Below are 16,519 nucleotides of genomic sequence, written 5' to 3' on the forward strand. Positions count from 1 at the left end.
AGCTTGGCCGAGGCGTTGCGCGTCGGGATCACGATCGAGAGATAAGGGGCGCTTGTCATGTTCCTCTTCCGCCGGCGGCTCGGGTCGGATTCCCAGGGTAGCCGCGCGGGCGAAGGGGGGCAAGAGCTTTGTCCGCCGCGCGACCATTTGGGAGATGCGATGAGCGGGGCGTCGTGGGATCGGGTGGCGCGCGCGATGGCCCGCGCGTACCACCTCGATCCGGTGATGGCGGAACACAAGAGGCGCGTCCACCTCGCGCTTCTCCGGCGCTGGTGTCCTCTTCCCCGCAACGCGCGCGTGCTGAAGACCGATCTCTTCGAGGAGGCGCTCGGAGGGGACGAGGTGCTCCTCTCGTGGCCGGGGGACGCCGGGAAAGCGCGGGCGTACGGGATCGACATCTCCGGCGAGGTCTGTGCGCGAGCGAGCGAGCGCCTCGGGGGAGCGGGGGCGGGAATCGCGCTCGCCGACGCGCGACGCCTCCCCTTCCGCGACGCATCGTTCGATCTCGTGTTCAGCTGCTCCACGCTCGATCACTTCGAGACGCGCCGAGAGATCCTCAGCGGCCTTCGCGAGGCGGCCCGCGCGCTGAAGCCCGGAGGTTCCCTCCTCCTCACGCTCGACAACCCCCGTGCGCTCTTCTATCCGCTCGCGCGCTTCCTCGAGCGCAAGGGGAAGATCGCGTTCCCGCTCGGCGAAACGATCCCGCCCCCCGAGATCGCGGCGGTTCTTCGCGAGAGCGGGCTCGAGGTCGTCGCGCGCCGTGGGATCTACCATGTCCCGCGGGTCTTCTTCACCGGAGCTCTTCGCGTGATGCGCGCCCTCCGCCTCGGGTTTCTCAGAGGAGGCTTGCTCCGTCTTCTCGCGCTCCTCGAAAAAGGTCAGGGGCGGCCCGGCGAGTTTCGGACCGCCTGGTACACGGCGGTCCTCGCGCGAAGACCGGCCTAGACGGAGTTCATCTTCCTCTTGCGGCGGACGGTCCGAGGTGTACACTCGCGCTGTCCGGAGTTCCAGCCGGATGGGCGGCTTGGCGATGTCCGCTCGCGCCTCGCGCGGGCGGCGAGCCCGGCCCTGCGTGCGCGCCGGGCGAAGGAGCCGGTCACGGGTTCGCCTCGATCCGCCGGAGAGAGTCTCTTCTCGCCTTCGGGCTTCTCCTTTCGGTCCTCGCGTTCTTCCTCCTCCCGAACCTTCCGCGCGAACAGAGAATCATGGCGGGGATCTTCGTCCTCGCGGTCTTCTACTGGGTGACCGAGCCGATGCCCATCTTCCTCACGGCCGGCGTCTGCGCGTTCCTCACGGCGATTCTCCTCGGCCCGCTCGCGCTCCTCGTCGGAGCGAAACCGTTCGACTACACGATCTTCCTCTCTCCCTTCGCGAGCCCGGTGGTGGTCCTCATGTTCGGCGGGTTCGTCCTCGCGAATGTTTTCAGTAAGAACAATCTCGATCTCGAGTTTTGCAAGACGATCCTCGCCCGGCTCGGCTCGAAGCCGAACCGCGTCCTCTTCGGGATCATGGCGATCACCGCCCTCATGTCGATGTGGATGTCGAACACGGCGACCACCGCCATCCTGATGGCGGCGGTTCTCCCCCTCATCCGCGCGATGCCGAAGGAGGCGAAGCTCGCCCGCGCCATCCTTCTCGGCATCCCCTTCGCGGCGAACATCGGGGGGATCGCGACGCCGATCGGAACGCCGCCGAACGCGATCGCCTCCGGCTCGGAGATGGTCGACGCGCGCGACATGCTGCGCGTGGGAGTCGCCGTGACGGTTCTCGGCGTGGCGCTCGCGTTCGCCTATGAAGTGGTCTTGTTCAAGCTTGCGCCCGGTCTCTACGCCGCGCGCTGATCCCGAAAAGGAGGTCGCCCCGTGAGCCTCGTGCAGCGATCCAAGAGAGAGCACTGCCCGCAGTGCGGGCACGTGGAAGTGCAGAACTTCGTTCTTGTGCAGCCGGGAGAGGATGTCGAGGTCTTCGTCGAGTGCGCCACGTGCGGGGGGTTCGTCGCGCGCTACACGCTTCGCCTCTACACCTCGCACGATCCGTACCGGTCGTTTCTCCGCCTGATGCGCCAGAGACGCCACGCGTCCGGCGCCGCCGCGCTCAAGCAGAGCGAGGATTTCGCCAAGAAGCTCTGGGAGGAGTATCGGACGGTGAAGGAGCGGGTGCGCGTGAACGAGGAGACCCGGAAGCTCGAGGATCTCCTCGACGAGATGGACGGCCCGATTTAGGGGGTATCAGATCCCTTGAAATAGCCCGCCAACTCCTGTAGAATAATATCGTTACGCGAATCCATGTTCGCCCTCGCTCCCGCCGAAAGGAAAGCCGACATGTTCAAACATCGAATGTTCGGAGCCTTTGGAAGCCGCGCCCTCCTCGGAGCGGCCCTTCTTCTTCTCGCCTCGGCCGCGCACGGGGAAGACCGCACGATCTACCAAGAGATCGAGCTCCCGTGGCCGACCGAGGAGGAAATCCAAGTCCTTCGGGCTTTCCCCGATCTCGAGGTGATCCGCGCGGAAAGAGGGTCGCGCGTGCGGCTCCTTTCCACTCCACCGATCACGCAGGGTCTCATCGACGCAGGTCTTCGCCCGACGATCGCGATCGACGACGCCGCCGCGTTTCACATGAGCGGCCGCGCGTTCGCTCCGGGACTCGGCGCTTACTACTCGTACAGCGAGGCGGTCGCGTTTCTCGATTCGCTTCACGCCGCGTATCCCGACATCACGACGGCGAAGATGTCGATCGGAACGACCTGGGAAGGGCGGACCATCTGGGCGATCAAGATCAGCGACAACCCGGATGTCGACGAAGACGAGCCGGAGGTCCTCTTCGACGCGCTTCATCACGCGCGCGAACCGATCGGCGTCTCCATCCTCGTCGATTACATGCGATACGTTTGCGAGAACTACGGGTCCGATCCCGAGGCGACCTTCCTGGTGAACGAGCGGGAGATCTGGTTCGTCCCGGTCGTGAACCCGGACGGCTATGTGTGGAACGAGTACTCGGGCGGCTCCGACATGATGTGGAGGAAGAACCGGCGCGACAACTCGGGCAGTTGCGAGGGGGTCGATCTCAATCGGAACTACGACTATCAGTGGGGCGGATCCGGATCGTCGAGCGACCCGTGCAGCGATACGTACCGGGGCCCGAGCGCGTTCTCCGAGCCGGAGTCACAGGCGTTCCGAGACTTCATGCTCGCCCGCGACTTCGTCACTCACGACTCCTATCACAGCTACGCCGCGGTGCTCCTCTATCCGTGGGGGTACACGACGACTCCTCCTCCCGACAACGCGACGTTCGCGGCGATCGCGGCGGAGCGCGTGCGGGAGAACGGCTACGACTACGGATCGGCCGGAGCGAGCCTCTATCTCGCCTCGGGCATCACGAGCGATTGGGCGTACGGGGCCCTCGGCATCTATTCCTTCACGACCGAGGTCGGGGGAAGTTGGTTTTGGCCTGAAGAATCCGAAATCCCTGGGCTCGTCGCCGAGAACCTCTACTCGAACATCTACCTCACGCTCGTCGCGGGGACTTACGTCCGCCTGGCGGACGCCGCGGTGACCGGCGGGAACGGAAACGGCCGCCTCGACCCGGGGGAGACCGCAAACCTCCTCGTCACCCTGGAAAACGTGGGGATCCTCGAGGACGCGGCCGATGCGCGCGCGGCTCTTCGAACCGACGATCCGTACGTACGGCTCCTCGACGCTTCCTCGTCGTTCGGCTCGATCTCTGCCGGCGGGACCGCGAACAACGCCGCGGATCTCTTCACCGTGGCCGTGGACTCCGCCGTCCCGGACGGGCACACGGTCGTGCTCCGCATCGAGATGAACTGGTCGGGCAATGCGCGAAACGAGGAGACCCTCTCCTTCCCGATCGGCGCGCCGATCCTCGCCGACGATTTTGAAAGCGGGAACCAGGGTTGGTCGCAGGATCCGACGCACACGGCGTCGACCGGCGCGTGGGTCCTCATCAATCCGAACCCGACGAGCTTCCAACCGGGGGACGACACGACCCCCGATCCCGGAACGATCTGCTGGGTCACCGCGCAGAACACGTCCGACGGGGTGGACGATGTCGACAACGGGATCTCCGCTCTCCGATCGCCGGCGTGGGACCTCTCCGCCTACGAGAATGTAAGTTTAGAATTCAATTACTTCCACGGGCAGCGCGATCCGGGAGACGACCCGAACGACTTCTTCCGCGTCGACCTCTCGAACAATGGGGGCTCCACCTTCCCGGCCAACCTCATCTTCATCGGCGACGTGTACCACGCGGCGAACTGGATCCCCTTCCAGGCGGACCTCGCGGATCTTCTTCCGCTTACGAGCCAGATGGTCCTCCGCTTCCAAGCGTCGGACGGAACGGGGCCGGGCGACCTCATCGAGGTGGGCCTCGACGACCTTCTCCTCCTCGTCGGTTCCTCTTCGAACGAGCCCCCGACCGCGCCGGTCCCCCTCGCGCCGGGGGACGGGGAGCCGGCCCTTCCGACAGCCGCGCTCACCGTGTCGAACGCAACCGACCCGGAATCGAGCGCGCTCACCTACGGTTTCCTCGTCTTCGCCGACTCGCTCCTCACCAACCTCGTGCGGAGCGCGAGCGCGATCCCCGAGGGGAACGCCGAGACGCTGTGGGCCGTGGAGCCGCCTCTTCCGGACGGAACGTTCTGGTGGCGCGCGTATGCCGAGGATGAAGAGAAGCGAAGCCTCCTCTCGGCGGTCCGGTCGTTCACCGTCGACGTTTCGACCGCCGTTGAGCGTGGCGTCCCGACGCTCGCGCTCTTCGCCCCCTCGCCGAACCCCGCACCCGGCGGCGCCGTTCTCCGGTTCGCGCTGCCGCGTGAAGGGCGCGTGCGAGCCGATGTTTTCGATGTGAACGGTCGACGCGTGCGTCAGCTCGCGCGCGGCGTCTTCCCGGCCGGCGCGCAGGCGATCCGTTGGGACGGCCTCGACCAGCGCGGACATGAAGCCGCGCCCGGGGTCTACTTCGTTCGCATTCGGGCGAACGACGAGGAGAGGACGGTCAAGCTCGTCCTCGTCCGGTGAGGCCTCCTGTACCAGGTACGCTTGCCCCCCTGTACCGGGTACGCTTGTTGTGCTCGCCGAAAGGGCTTGACGGCACCTTGGGCTCCCGCGGTAGAATCAGCGCCTTCGCGGGGCAGTCCATCGGCCGAGCTCGTCTCGATCGTGGGACCGAGCCCCGCGAGGTTGCGCCGGATGGCCGGGCGGGCGAGTTCGGCGTAATCAGTTGATAAAAAAGGAGTTGAGCGGGCGGGCTCACCTGGCGGGTTCGCCCTCGTTTCTCGTCTGGGCCCTTTGGCCTCGCGTCGGGCCCGGCCGGGCGACGGCTTCCCGCGGGCTCAGGTCTCGCGAAGCCGGCTCACGGTCCCGCCGGAGCCGAAAGGATGACTGCCGTGATCGTTGGAGTCCCGAAAGAGACCTTCCCGGGGGAGCGGCGCGTCGCGCTCAATCCCCCCGGCGTCGGGACCCTCAAGAAAGAGGGCCTCGAGGTGATCATCCAGAAGGGGGCCGGAGAGGGCGCGAGCCTCGCCGACCCCGTCTATGTGGAGCGGGGGGCGCGGATCGTGCCGGACCGAAACGCCGTCTTCTCGGAAGCCGACGTGATCCTGCAAGTGCGGGGGCCCGGCGCGAACCCGATCGAGGGAGCGAAGGATCTTTCGCTCCTCAAGGAAAAGCACGCCCTCATCGCCTTCCTCGATCCGCTCGCCGCGACGGACATGATGCAGGCGCTCGCGAAGACCGGGGCGACCTCCTTCTCGATGGAGCTCATGCCCCGCACGACGCGGGCGCAGAGCATGGACGCCCTGAGCTCGATGGCGACCGTCGCGGGGTACATGGCAGTGCTCCTCGGGGCGACGCATCTTCCGAAGTTCTTTCCGATGTTCATGACCGCCGCCGGGACGATCTCCGCGGCGAGGGTGTTCGTCATCGGGGCGGGGGTCGCCGGTCTTCAGGCGATCTCCACGGCCCGCCGTCTCGGAGCGGTCGTCGAGGCGTACGATGTCCGCCCGGCGGTGAAGGAGCAGATCTTGTCGCTCGGCGCGCGCTTCGTCGAGCTTCCGATCGAAACGAAGGACGCCGAGGACTCGGGCGGATACGCGAAGGAGCTCACCGAGGAAACGAAGCGGAAGCAGCAAGAGCTGATGGCCGAGCACGTGCGGGACGCGGACGTCGTGATCACCACGGCGGCGGTGCCCGGAAAGCGCGCACCGATGCTGATCCCGGAGTCGGTAGTCTCGGGAATGCGCCCCGGCTCGGTGATCGTCGATATCGCCGCCGAGAAAGGCGGGAACTGCGAGCTCACGGTCGCGGGAGAAACGGTCGTCAAGCACGGCGTCGCGATCATCGGGGCGGCAAACCTCGCGACGATGCTCCCGACCCACGCGAGCCAGATGTACTCGAAGAACGTTCTCACTTTCCTCTGCCATCTCGTCAAGGACGGATCGCTCCCGCTCAATCTCGAGGACGAGATCACGAAAGGGACGCTGGTCACCCGGGGCGGGAAGGTGGTTCATCCCGCCGTCCTCGCCGCGATCGGCTAAGGGAGGAGCGAAGCGAAAATGGATCCGATCTCCGTGCTGGTTCTCCTGCTGACGATCTTCGTGCTCGCGATCTTCGTGGGCTTCGAGATCATCACCAAGGTACCGCCCACTCTCCACACGCCGCTCATGTCCGGGTCGAACGCGATCTCGGGGATCACGGTCATCGGGGCGATCCTCTCCGCCGGCCTGCAGCACTCGGCGTTGACCGCGTGGCTCGGATTCGGTGCGATCGTCTTCGCGATGATCAACGTGGCGGGCGGGTTCGTGGTCACCGACCGCATGCTCTCCATGTTCAAGAAGAAGGACTGAGGGGTGAGCCGTGAACCTGACTAGCGTCATCCAGAATCTCGGGTATCTGCTCGCCTCGATCCTCTTCATCCTCGGCCTGAAGGGGCTCGCGCACCCTAGAACCGCCGTGCGGGCGAACCGCATGGGCGCCCTCGGCATGCTCGTCGCGATCGTCGTGACCCTCGTGAACAAGGGGATGAGCTACGAGTACATCATCGCCGGAATCGTCGTCGGCGGGATCATTGGAACGGTCATGGCGATCAGGACCCCCATGACCGGCATGCCGCAGATGGTCGCGCTCCTCAACGGGTTCGGAGGTCTCGCCTCGGCGCTCGTCGGCGGCGCCGCCCTCGTCGAGCTCGAGGTGGATCCCGGCGCCCTGCACGCGTCGTTGACCCAGGTCTCCCTCGCGATCGGCGCCTCCGCGCTCATCGGCGCGGTGACGCTCACCGGGAGCCTCATCGCCTTCGCGAAGCTCCAAGAGATCATGACGGGGAACGCCATCCTCTACCCCGGCCAGCAGATCGTGAAGGCGCTTCTCGGGGCGGCTTGCATCGTTCTCGTTGCGATGATCGTGGCGAACCCGGCGAACCACCTTCTCTACCTCGTGCTCTGCCTCGTCGCGGCCGTTCTCGGGGTCCTTCTCGTGATCCCGATCGGCGGGGCGGACATGCCGGTCGTGATCGCGCTCCTCAACTCCTACTCCGGCCTCGCAGCGGCGGCGACAGGCTTTGTCCTCTCGAACAACGTGCTCATCATCGCCGGCTCCTTGGTCGGCGCCTCGGGCGTCATCCTCACGATGATCATGTGCAAGGCGATGAACCGCTCGCTCGCGAACGTCCTCTTCGGAACGTGGGGCGCGGCGGGCGAGGGGGCGAAAGGCGCCGGCATGGAGATCTACGAGGGGAAGGTGAAGAGCACGTCCGCCGACGAGCTCGCGATGATCCTCGACGGCGTGACCAAGGTCGTGTTCGTGCCGGGCTACGGCCTCGCGGTCGCGCAAGCGCAGCACGCCACGCGGGACCTCGCCAACGTGCTCAAGGAGCGCGGCATCGACGTGAAGTACGCGATCCATCCGGTCGCGGGCCGGATGCCGGGCCACATGAACGTGCTCCTCGCCGAGGCGGACGTTCCCTACGACGAGCTGATCGAGATGGACGTGATCAACTCGCAGCTCCCGCAGACCGACGTCGCGATCGTGCTCGGCGCGAACGATGTGGTGAACCCGGTCGCCCGGGACGATCCCCACAGCCCGATCGCCGGCATGCCGATTCTCGACGTCGACAAGTGCAAGACGGTCGTCGTCGTAAAGCGCTCGCTCTCGCACGGGTTTGCGGGGATCCCGAACCCGCTCTTCGCGATGCCGAACGCGCTGATGTACTTCGCCGACGCGAAGAAAGCGCTTCTCGACACGATCGCCGCGCTCAAGGAGCAGTAGGAGCGAGGGCTCCGCTCTTTCGATCTTCGAGCAATGCCCCGTGCCGCGCGCCCCGCGGCGCGTGGTTTCGTCACGAGGCGCGGCGTGCGGGCGCGCGAGCTTTCTCGGCGCCCGGCAGGCCTCCGCGCGGCTCGATTGACATCCGGTACCTTACCTGTTATGGATTGGACACCCCCATTCGAACGACGCCCGACCGGCGGAAAGAGGTCGATCGCGATGAAGAAGGACTTTCGCGTTCGCTGCAACGAAGGCCGCGAGCGTTTCGCGCTCATCACCGGAGGGTCGCGCGGCATCGGCCGGGCCACCGCGCTCCGTTTCGCCGAACACGGCACGCACGTCGCCTTCTGCTACTTCACGAGCCGCGACAAGGCGGCCGCGACGGCGAAGGAGATCGAAGAGAGAGGGGTCCGCGCTCTACCGATCCGCGCGAACATGGGGAACGAGGAGCACATCGACAAGATGTTCGATCTCGTCGAGGAGGAGTTCGGCGCGCTGGACATCCTCGTCGCGAACGCGGCGACCGGCGTTCTCCGTCCGACACTTGATGTAACAAACAAAGAATGGGATCGGGTGATGCACATCAACCTTCGATCCCTCTTTCATTGCGCGAAGCGCGCCGTCCCGCTCATGGAGGGGAGGCCGGACTGCCGGATCGTAACGTTGACGAGCATGGGCTCCACGCGCACGATCGAGAACTACGCCGCGGTCGGGACCTCGAAGGCGGCAATCGAATCGCTCACCCGATATCTCGCCGTCGAGCTGAAACCGAAAGGGATCACGGTGAACGCAGTCTCTGCGGGGATCATCGACACGGACTCCCTCAAGCTCTTCCCCATGCACGATCAGATGCTCGAACATTGCCGGCTCCACACGCCGGGCGGAAAGGTCGGAACGCCGGAAGACATCGCGAAGGTGATCTGCCTTCTCTGCTCGCCCGAAGCGGAGTGGATCGTCGGCCAGACGATCATCGCCGACGGCGGCTACGCCCTGAAGAGCTGAGCGGTACCGGGTTCCGTCGGTATACGGTATTCAGGGAATACGGTATCAGGTACCGAGCTGGTACCGAGCTAAGGCTCGTACACGAAGTCCCGGAGCGAGCTCTTGGCGATCGGTTCCGCGACCTCGTTCATCGCGAGGACCTGCCAGAAGTAGACGCCGGGCCCGGGAAGCTCGCCCGCCCACCCCGGGGGCGGATCGAGCCAGTTGTCGGCGAGCCCCGTCCATTCACGGAGCGGCCTCCCTTCCGCGTCGAGAAGGATGAGCGTGTAGAGGACGGCCTCCGGGAAGCGGAACCACGTGAAGCGCGCGGGCGTCCCGCGAAGACCCGGCTCCGGAAAGTCGAGCTTCACGTAGCCTTGCATCGTCATCTCCTCCGCGTCCGGAGGGGACGGAAGGGGCGGCGGGGGCGGCGCCTCGCGAACGACCGCGGGAGGACGGCTCGCCGGATCCGAGCCCGCCCTCGGCCGGGCCGCCCCGCAGGCGGCGAGAACGAGACACGCGAGACCGAGCCCAACCCAGCAAGCCGATCGATCGAGAGCTCTCATCGTTTGCCGATCCTCCCCCTCGGTGTTTCTTCACCGTCCGCCGCATGATCCCGGAAACCCGTCGGATGGTCAAGCGATCCTCTCTCCGCGCCGAACCTAGGGAGCGGGGAGAGAACGATGGCCGCACGGGACGAGGTCGCGATTCGAGCGAACGAGATGCTCCGCCGCCGCGGCGATTCGGCGGACGGCGAGGAGATCGTTCGCATCGGAAGGGCGTTCGCGGCGTGGATCGCGGCCGGGCGCCAAGCCGGCCCGCCTCCCCGAGTCGCGGTCGCGGCCGACGCGAGGCCGAGCTCGGCGGGGCTTCGGGAAGCGCTCGTCCGCGGGCTCGCCTCCTCCGGCCTCCCGGTCGCGGATCTCGGCTACGCGCCTCCGGCGGTCCTGCTCGCGTCGATGCGGCGCCTTCGTCTCGACGCCGGGCTCGCCATCACCGGCGGCCACCGGCCGCTCGATTGGAACGGCGTCCGCTTCTACCTCCGCGAGCGCCCTCTCGCGGAGAATGAGACGCGGGAGATCCTGCGGAACGCGCGCGGCCTCCCCGACGCGCGTCTTCTCCCGCTCCGCGGTCCCGTTACCGGTCTCGACATGATTCCCGACTACATCCGCGGGCTCGAACGGACGTTCGCGCCGCTCCGTGAACGATTGAGACATCAAACGATCCGCGCGGTCGTCGCTGGATGCCACGGGATCGTCTCGCTCACCGCGCCCCACGTTCTCTCCAGGATCGGCTGCCGCGTCTTCCGCCTCGGCTGCACGCTCGAACGCCGCGCGGAGAGCGCCGTCCCCAATCCCTCCGATCCGGCGCTCCTTCGCGCGGTTGGTCTTACCGTCCGCGCCTCGGGATCGGACCTCGGGCTCGCTTTGGGCGGCGACGGGGAGCGCTTCCGTGTGGTGGATCAGGAGGGGCGCGCGGTCCCGCCCGACCACCTCTTCGCCCTGCTCGCGGCCGACGCGATCGCCCCGGTTCCCGGCGCCGCCGTCGCGTGCGATCTTCGGATGAGCGACCTCGTGGACGAAACCATCGAGGCGTGGGGCGGGCGGGTCGTGCTCGCGCGTCCCGGCGAGGCGGTCTCGCTGGACACACCGCGCACGAGAGAGGTTCTCCTCGGCGGAGAGATCGAGGGGACGGTCACCTTCCGCGATCAAGACGCGGCGCCCGCGGACGGAACCTACGCCGCCCTCCGCCTCATCGACATCCTCGCCCGCCGGCGGGAGGAGGCGGAGCGCCCGCTCCCCCTTCGGGGAATCCTGCCTCCTGAGCGCCTCCGCTCCCCGGACCTCGACTGGGGAACGACCCAAAACCCGTTGCATTTTCATGAGTTAGCTGAATCGATCCGGGCGCGAGCCCTCCGGGCCGAGGGGGTCCGGGGGGTCCACATCGAGCCCGGGTGCGCGGTTCGGGTCCGCACGAGGAACGGTTGGGGGGTCCTCTCCCGCTCCCCGGAGACCGGCCGCGTTCGGATGACCTACGAGGGAGGAACGGACGAAGGCTTTCACGAGATCGGCGCGCTCTTCCGGGAATCGCTCGGAATCGTCCCCGGAGGAGGAGACTGGGGCGAGGGTCTCTCCGCGTCCCTCGCGGGGGGCGCCGGCGCGGTCAAGACGGCGCTCCCGCGCGCCGATAACTAGAACATGAAGCAACCGACCCCCCGCGAGAGGAAGGCCCCGCAGAAGCCGGACCCCACCCGGGAGCATCTCGAGAAGCTCGCCCAACGGGAGACGACGTATTGGGTCTTCTCGTCGCTTCTCCTCGTCTTTCTTGCCACAACGGTCATCATCCAGTTCCTCACCGCCGGCGACTGGCTCCCCGACACCTTCTTCCTGAACGAGCAGTACCGCCGCACTCTCTCGGTCGGTCTTCCCGGTCTCGTGATCGTCTTCTGCCTCTACATCACCGCGAAACGGCGAGAGATCAGCCGGCTGAAGATCACGCTCTACGACCAGAAGACACTTCTCGACCGTCTCGAGGAGAGGCGGCGCGAGCTCGAGAGGGCGCTCGCCGAGCTCCGCCGCGTGAGCACGCTGAAGGACAACCTCCTCTCGACGGTCTCCCACGAGCTCAAGAACCCGCTCGCCTCGATCCACTCCGTCGCGCAGATCCTGATGAACTACAGCGACAAGGACATGGAGTCGCGCGATCGCTTCTATCAGCTCATTCACACCGAAACGAAACGCCTCTCGAACCTCGTCGGAAACCTGCTCGATCTCGCCAAGATCGAGTCGGGGAGGATCGTTTGGGATCTGTCGGCCGAGAAACCCGAGGAGGTGGTCCGCTCCGCGCTCGCCGTCTCGGGAGTCCTCGCGCAGGAAAAGAAGATCGGCCTCCGAGAGGAAATCGCGCCGGGCCTTCCCGAGCTCCTCGTCGACCGGGACCGAATCATTCAGGTCTTAACAAATCTCATCGGAAACGCGATCAAGTTTACTCCCGAGGGAGGAACGATCACGGTGAGCGCGCGCTCCGCGGCCGACAAGGGGAAGAAGTTCGTGCGCTTCTCGATCCGCGACACCGGCCCCGGAGTATCTCCCGACCAGAGAGAGCGCATCTTCGAGTGGTTCCACCAGGCGCCGCCGCCCGACGGAAGAAAGGTCGAGGGGACCGGGCTCGGCCTCGCGATCTCGCGCGAGATCGTCCACCACTTCGGAGGGCGGATCTGGGTGGAGAGCAAACCGAGGCACGGGAGCGAGTTCATCTTCACGATTCCGGTCCCGGCGCGGGTCCACGCGCCCGCTCGGCCGGAGGCGGTCGCCGGACCCAAGTAGACCCCTTCGCTTCTCTCATTCGACGCATGAACACGCGCCGCGCCCGCAAGCGGACCCGGCGGCACGCGTCTTGACAGGCTCGTCCTTCGCCGATAGGTTCATCCGGCATCGCGGCGGCGGAGGTGGCTTTGTTCGCGGACGACCCGTTCGGAAGGCTCGACTATCGGCGCTTCGTTGCGTGGGGTCCCCGCATCGAGCGGGAGATGCCTTTCTTCCTCGAGACTTTCGGGGAGCCGTCGCGCCTCCCGCTTCTCGACATCGGGTGCGGGACGGGAGAGCACGCCGCGGCGCTCGCGGAGAAGGGCTATGCGCTCGTCGGGGTCGATCGCTCCCCCGCGATGATCGAGAAGGCGCACAAAGCGCACGCGAATCCGCGCTTCGTTCTCGGCGAGATGGCCCGGCTTCCCTTCCGAGGAAGAGGCGTTCTCGGCGGCGCGTACTGCCTCGGTAACACGCTCGTGAATCTTTTAGACGACAAGGATCTGGCGGCGCTCTTCGGTTCGCTCCGCGGGCTCCTCGCTCCCGGCGCGCCGCTTCTCATCCAGATCGTGAACTACCGCCGAATCCTCGAGAAGAACGTGCGCCACCTCCCGCTCAACTTTCGAACGAGCGAAGACGGAGAGACGCTCTACCTTCGCTTGCTCGACCCGATCGATGAAAGGCGCATCCGCTTCGAGATGCTCACGATCGAAAGGCGTCCGCCGGACGGCGAGAGCCGGATCGTGCAGACGTCCTCCACGCTCCTCCGGCCTCTTCGAGACGACGAGCTCACCGCGCTCCTCGAGCGGGCCGGCTTCGCGTCGGTCCGTCTCTTCGGCTCCTATCGCCCCGACTCTTACGAACCTCTGGAATCGCACGATCTCATCGCCGTCGTGCGGTGACCCACGAGGGGGATCGGGACACCTACGGCCTGACCGTCGGGCCCGAAGGGAACGTGAACGGCGGGTCCGATGACCGAGCCACGCGCCGGTGGGGTTCAAAACGGAAAGCCGGAGCCGGGGGGCAGGGCTCGCTTGCTCAAACATGCCGCGCGCGGCGCGCGGCAACTCGCCGCTCTGCCCTACCCCCCGTCTCCGGAGCAAGACAGACCTCGTCGTATGGCACCCGCCGTCCGACAACGCGACCACGCGCGGGTGGCGGCCACGGGCGCCCGCTCGCGCGCAGGCCACCAAGTGCGTAGGCGCGACTGGCCGGAGCGCGAGCGGGCTGTGGCCGTCAGGACCCGCGCGTCCTGCGACTGGCGAGCATCGAGCGGACAGCCGCGGGCAGGCCTCGCCGTCCGACGTCCGACAACGCATCCACGCGCAGGTGGCGGCGATGCAAGCGGAAGGCTCCGGGGATGGGGGTGAGGCTCAGCGGCGAGTTGCCGCGCGGGCCGCACCGACCGGTGCAGACGGGACAGCTGGGCATTGGACCTGGCCCGCGTGGCATGTTTGAGCAAGCGAGCCTCACCCCCGGCCCCGGAGCGAGACCGGTTCCGTCGTCCGGGGCCCGCCGTCCGATGACTTCCGGTGGACACTCTTTCTTATGATACTCCGGCCCGTATCGCCCGCGCGGCTCCTTTCGCCTATACTCTCGAAGAGGAACCCGAAACGACCCTTCCCGAGGAGGTCTCTCTTATGCGCCCCTACGTGAAGCTTCTCGTCCTCGCCGCTGTCCTTCTTTCGGCCGGCATCGCCCGCGCTGGAGAAGGAACGATCACCCTCTTCCACACGAACGACCTTCACGCGCGGTACGCGCCCGAGAAGATCGGCCGCGAAGGAGAGCAGGCGCTCGTCGGCGGCTTCACCGCGATCGAGGCGGCTCTCCGGAGAGAGCGGGAAACCGCGCCCCATTCCCTTTACCTCGATGCCGGGGATTTCATGACCGGCACCCCTCTTTCCGACATCGAATATCAAGGTGCGAAGGGGGGCGCGATCGTCGCCTTCTACAATCTTGTCGGCCTCGACGCGCAGGTCCTCGGGAACCACGAGTTCGATCAGACCCTCGAGAACCTGGACGCACTCCTTTCACGCGCGAAGTACCAGGTCCTCGCGGCGAACCTCCGCCGCTCGGACGGAAGCCTCTACACCGGAAAAGCGTACGAGATCCTCACGGTCGGCGAGGTCCGCGTCGGCGTCATCGGGATCACGATCGACGAGCTCCCCTCGCTCACGAGCGCCGAGAACCGAAGCCGAATCGAGATCGAACCAGGCATCGAGACGCTTCGCGACCTCCTTCCCGAGGTGGATGAACAGAGCGATCTCATCGTCGCCCTCTCCCACGAGGGGATCGAGAAAGACCGAGAGATCGCGCGCGCCGTGGAGGGGATCGACATCATCGTCGGGGGCCACAGCCACACGCGCCTCGACCAGGGCGAGTGGGTGAACCGGGTCCTGATCCTTCAAGCAGGAAGCAACGGACAGTGGCTCGGCCGCGCGGACCTCGACGTCCGCGGAGACTCCCTCGCGAGCGCCGAATGCCGCCTCGTCCGGACCGACGCGAAGGGAGCGGAGGCCTCGGAGGATCTCGGAGATCTCATCCAGATGTTCCGGACGCGGATCGAGAAAGAGTACGGCGCGGTGATCGCCGAGGCGCGCGCCGAGCTCGGCCGGTGCTATTTCTGCGAGAGCGACCTCGGGAACTGGGTGACCGACCGCCTGCGCGAGACGACCGGCGCCGACGTCGCGCTTCTCAACAGCGGCGGAATCCGAAAGGACATCGCCCGCGGCCCGGTCACGAAGCTCGACCTCTTCGAGGTGCTCCCCTTCTGGAACGGGATCTCGGTCTTCACGTGCACGGGCGAGGAGCTTCGCACGATCGCGCTCACGAACGCGATCGCCGAGGCGGAAGAGATTCACGGCATCCTTCAGGTCTCCGGCCTCACCTACTCCTGGTGGAAGAGCCCCGAAGGGATCCAGATCCACACGGCTCTCGTCGACGGGAAGCCGGTCGATCCGGCGAAGACCTACACGGTCGCGAGCGTCGACTTCGTCGCGGAAAGCAACCCGGAGAAGTACCTCGGCTTCGTCCCGAGCGACCTCGAGAACCTCGGCGTCACCCTCACCACCCGCGTGATGGAAGCCGCCGAACGCCTCGGCGTCATCGAAGCCCCCCAGGAAGACCGCATCCAGCGGGTCGAGATCGACTTCGCGGCGCCGAAGGGGAGGTAGGCAATCGCACCTCTGAGATCCCGTCCGAGCACTCTTGTCCGAAAGGCTAACCCATTCTCATGAACCGAGCCGGCGCCGGCCCGCTGTGAGGCGAACTGCCGAGCCAGCACTGAGTCGAGCTCCCCGATTCCGCAGTCGGAGTCACTTCGCAGCAGAACAACTCGGCGCCGATGCTGTTGTCGTACACCGACACCCCCTTGATGGGCACCGGCGCTTCGACCCCGAGATACGCGTGCGATCGGGTCATCGCGAGGCAGGCAAGATGCCCGAGCCGATGGAGCAGGACCCCACAGAGGATCGCGTGGTCCTCGCAGTCGCCTCGCTTCTCGACCAGCGTCTCTACGGGGTACCTCGGGTACTCACGCCCGTATTCTTCATCATCGGAAGCATAAGGGATGCTGCGCGTGAAGGCCATCACCAGATGGATCTCGTCGAGTGCGTCGAAGCCGTTTTGTTCGACAATCCCTCGGATCCTCGCGACCAACGGATTGACCACATCGTCGCTCAGCTCCTCGTTCGCGAACCGAACGTAATCCTCATCGGAAGCAACATCGTGCGACCTGTTTCTGTATTCATCGTAGATCGATCGGGGGATCTTCAACCTCAATCGGAATCGATGGATCCTTCCGGTCTTCAAGTAGGGCTCCTCATTGAAGAGCCAGGAGAACGTTCTGTAGTAGTGGTCGGCGTCCTCGGCATCGTCCGGACCAGACGGCTCGTGCTCATCGGCGGACGTGGTGAAGAGCTCAGGTGTCGGAGGCGCAGGCGCAGGCCGTGGGCTCGGAAT

The 16,519-nt window shown here is 66.3% G+C and carries 14 protein-coding genes; 12 read left to right on the forward strand and 2 right to left on the reverse strand.

Annotated elements, in window-relative coordinates:
* Positions 1-159 precede the first annotated feature (159 nt).
* From FJY73_11205 to FJY73_11240, 8 genes are all read left to right on the forward strand, one after another.
* A complete protein-coding gene (locus FJY73_11205) occupies positions 160-945 on the forward strand; it encodes a class I SAM-dependent methyltransferase (protein ID MBM3321232.1) in 786 nt (261 codons plus the stop codon).
* A 260-nt stretch (positions 946-1,205) separates the two neighbouring features.
* A complete protein-coding gene (locus FJY73_11210) occupies positions 1,206-1,841 on the forward strand; it encodes an anion permease (GenBank protein MBM3321233.1) in 636 nt (211 codons plus the stop codon).
* 21 nt (positions 1,842-1,862) lie between these two features.
* Positions 1,863-2,222, forward strand: a complete 360-nt coding sequence (locus tag FJY73_11215; protein ID MBM3321234.1) for a hypothetical protein — start codon at positions 1,863-1,865, stop codon at positions 2,220-2,222.
* 99 nt (positions 2,223-2,321) lie between these two features.
* On the forward strand, positions 2,322-5,033 hold the full coding sequence (locus FJY73_11220; protein ID MBM3321235.1) for a T9SS type A sorting domain-containing protein: 2,712 nt from the start codon (positions 2,322-2,324) through the stop codon (positions 5,031-5,033).
* A gap of 368 nt (positions 5,034-5,401) precedes the next feature.
* Positions 5,402-6,550, forward strand: a complete 1,149-nt coding sequence (locus FJY73_11225; protein ID MBM3321236.1) for a Re/Si-specific NAD(P)(+) transhydrogenase subunit alpha — start codon at positions 5,402-5,404, stop codon at positions 6,548-6,550.
* A gap of 18 nt (positions 6,551-6,568) precedes the next feature.
* Positions 6,569-6,859: an NAD(P) transhydrogenase subunit alpha gene (locus FJY73_11230; GenBank protein MBM3321237.1), complete on the forward strand. Its 291-nt coding sequence runs from the start codon at positions 6,569-6,571 to the stop codon at positions 6,857-6,859.
* A gap of 16 nt (positions 6,860-6,875) precedes the next feature.
* Complete coding sequence (locus FJY73_11235) at positions 6,876-8,276, forward strand: NAD(P)(+) transhydrogenase (Re/Si-specific) subunit beta (GenBank protein ID MBM3321238.1); 1,401 nt, start codon at positions 6,876-6,878, stop codon at positions 8,274-8,276.
* 216 nt (positions 8,277-8,492) lie between these two features.
* Entirely contained in the window at positions 8,493-9,275 is a 783-nt protein-coding gene (locus FJY73_11240) for an SDR family oxidoreductase (GenBank protein ID MBM3321239.1), read from the forward strand.
* A 68-nt stretch (positions 9,276-9,343) separates the two neighbouring features.
* Here FJY73_11240 and FJY73_11245 read toward each other — a convergent pair whose 3' ends face one another.
* Positions 9,344-9,820 (reverse strand): hypothetical protein, encoded by a 477-nt coding sequence (locus FJY73_11245; protein MBM3321240.1) that lies wholly within the window; start codon positions 9,818-9,820, stop codon positions 9,344-9,346.
* Positions 9,821-9,937: 117 nt separating this feature from the next.
* Here FJY73_11245 and FJY73_11250 point away from each other — a divergent pair, with 117 nt between their 5' ends.
* The 4 genes from FJY73_11250 (at position 9,938) to FJY73_11265 (ending at position 15,732) form a co-directional block, all read left to right on the forward strand.
* Positions 9,938-11,449, forward strand: coding sequence for a hypothetical protein (locus tag FJY73_11250; GenBank protein MBM3321241.1), 1,512 nt, complete (start codon positions 9,938-9,940; stop codon positions 11,447-11,449).
* A gap of 3 nt (positions 11,450-11,452) precedes the next feature.
* Entirely contained in the window at positions 11,453-12,580 is a 1,128-nt protein-coding gene (locus FJY73_11255) for a HAMP domain-containing histidine kinase (protein ID MBM3321242.1), read from the forward strand.
* A gap of 122 nt (positions 12,581-12,702) precedes the next feature.
* Complete coding sequence (locus FJY73_11260) at positions 12,703-13,461, forward strand: methyltransferase domain-containing protein (protein ID MBM3321243.1); 759 nt, start codon at positions 12,703-12,705, stop codon at positions 13,459-13,461.
* A 738-nt stretch (positions 13,462-14,199) separates the two neighbouring features.
* On the forward strand, positions 14,200-15,732 hold the full coding sequence (locus tag FJY73_11265) for a bifunctional metallophosphatase/5'-nucleotidase (GenBank protein MBM3321244.1): 1,533 nt from the start codon (positions 14,200-14,202) through the stop codon (positions 15,730-15,732).
* Between the two features lie 46 nt (positions 15,733-15,778).
* Here the strand turns inward: FJY73_11265 and FJY73_11270 are convergent, their stop codons facing one another.
* Positions 15,779-16,369 (reverse strand): hypothetical protein, encoded by a 591-nt coding sequence (locus tag FJY73_11270; GenBank protein MBM3321245.1) that lies wholly within the window; start codon positions 16,367-16,369, stop codon positions 15,779-15,781.
* Positions 16,370-16,519: the final 150 nt, after the last annotated feature.

The organism is Candidatus Eisenbacteria bacterium (genome assembly GCA_016867715.1).
In the GTDB taxonomy this organism is placed as follows: Bacteria; Orphanbacterota; Orphanbacteria; order Orphanbacterales; family Orphanbacteraceae; genus VGIW01.

Coding starts and splice junctions, on each gene's coding strand:
- FJY73_11205 (MBM3321232.1), top strand. CDS start 160: ATGAGCGGGGCGTCGTGGGATCGGGTGGCGCGCGCGATGGCCCGCGCG.
- FJY73_11210 (MBM3321233.1), top strand. CDS start 1,206: ATGGCGGGGATCTTCGTCCTCGCGGTCTTCTACTGGGTGACCGAGCCG.
- FJY73_11220 (MBM3321235.1), top strand. CDS start 2,322: ATGTTCAAACATCGAATGTTCGGAGCCTTTGGAAGCCGCGCCCTCCTC.
- FJY73_11230 (MBM3321237.1), top strand. CDS start 6,569: ATGGATCCGATCTCCGTGCTGGTTCTCCTGCTGACGATCTTCGTGCTC.
- FJY73_11240 (MBM3321239.1), top strand. CDS start 8,493: ATGAAGAAGGACTTTCGCGTTCGCTGCAACGAAGGCCGCGAGCGTTTC.
- FJY73_11245 (MBM3321240.1), bottom strand. CDS start 9,820: ATGAGAGCTCTCGATCGATCGGCTTGCTGGGTTGGGCTCGGTCTCGCG.
- FJY73_11250 (MBM3321241.1), top strand. CDS start 9,938: ATGGCCGCACGGGACGAGGTCGCGATTCGAGCGAACGAGATGCTCCGC.
- FJY73_11255 (MBM3321242.1), top strand. CDS start 11,453: ATGAAGCAACCGACCCCCCGCGAGAGGAAGGCCCCGCAGAAGCCGGAC.
- FJY73_11265 (MBM3321244.1), top strand. CDS start 14,200: ATGCGCCCCTACGTGAAGCTTCTCGTCCTCGCCGCTGTCCTTCTTTCG.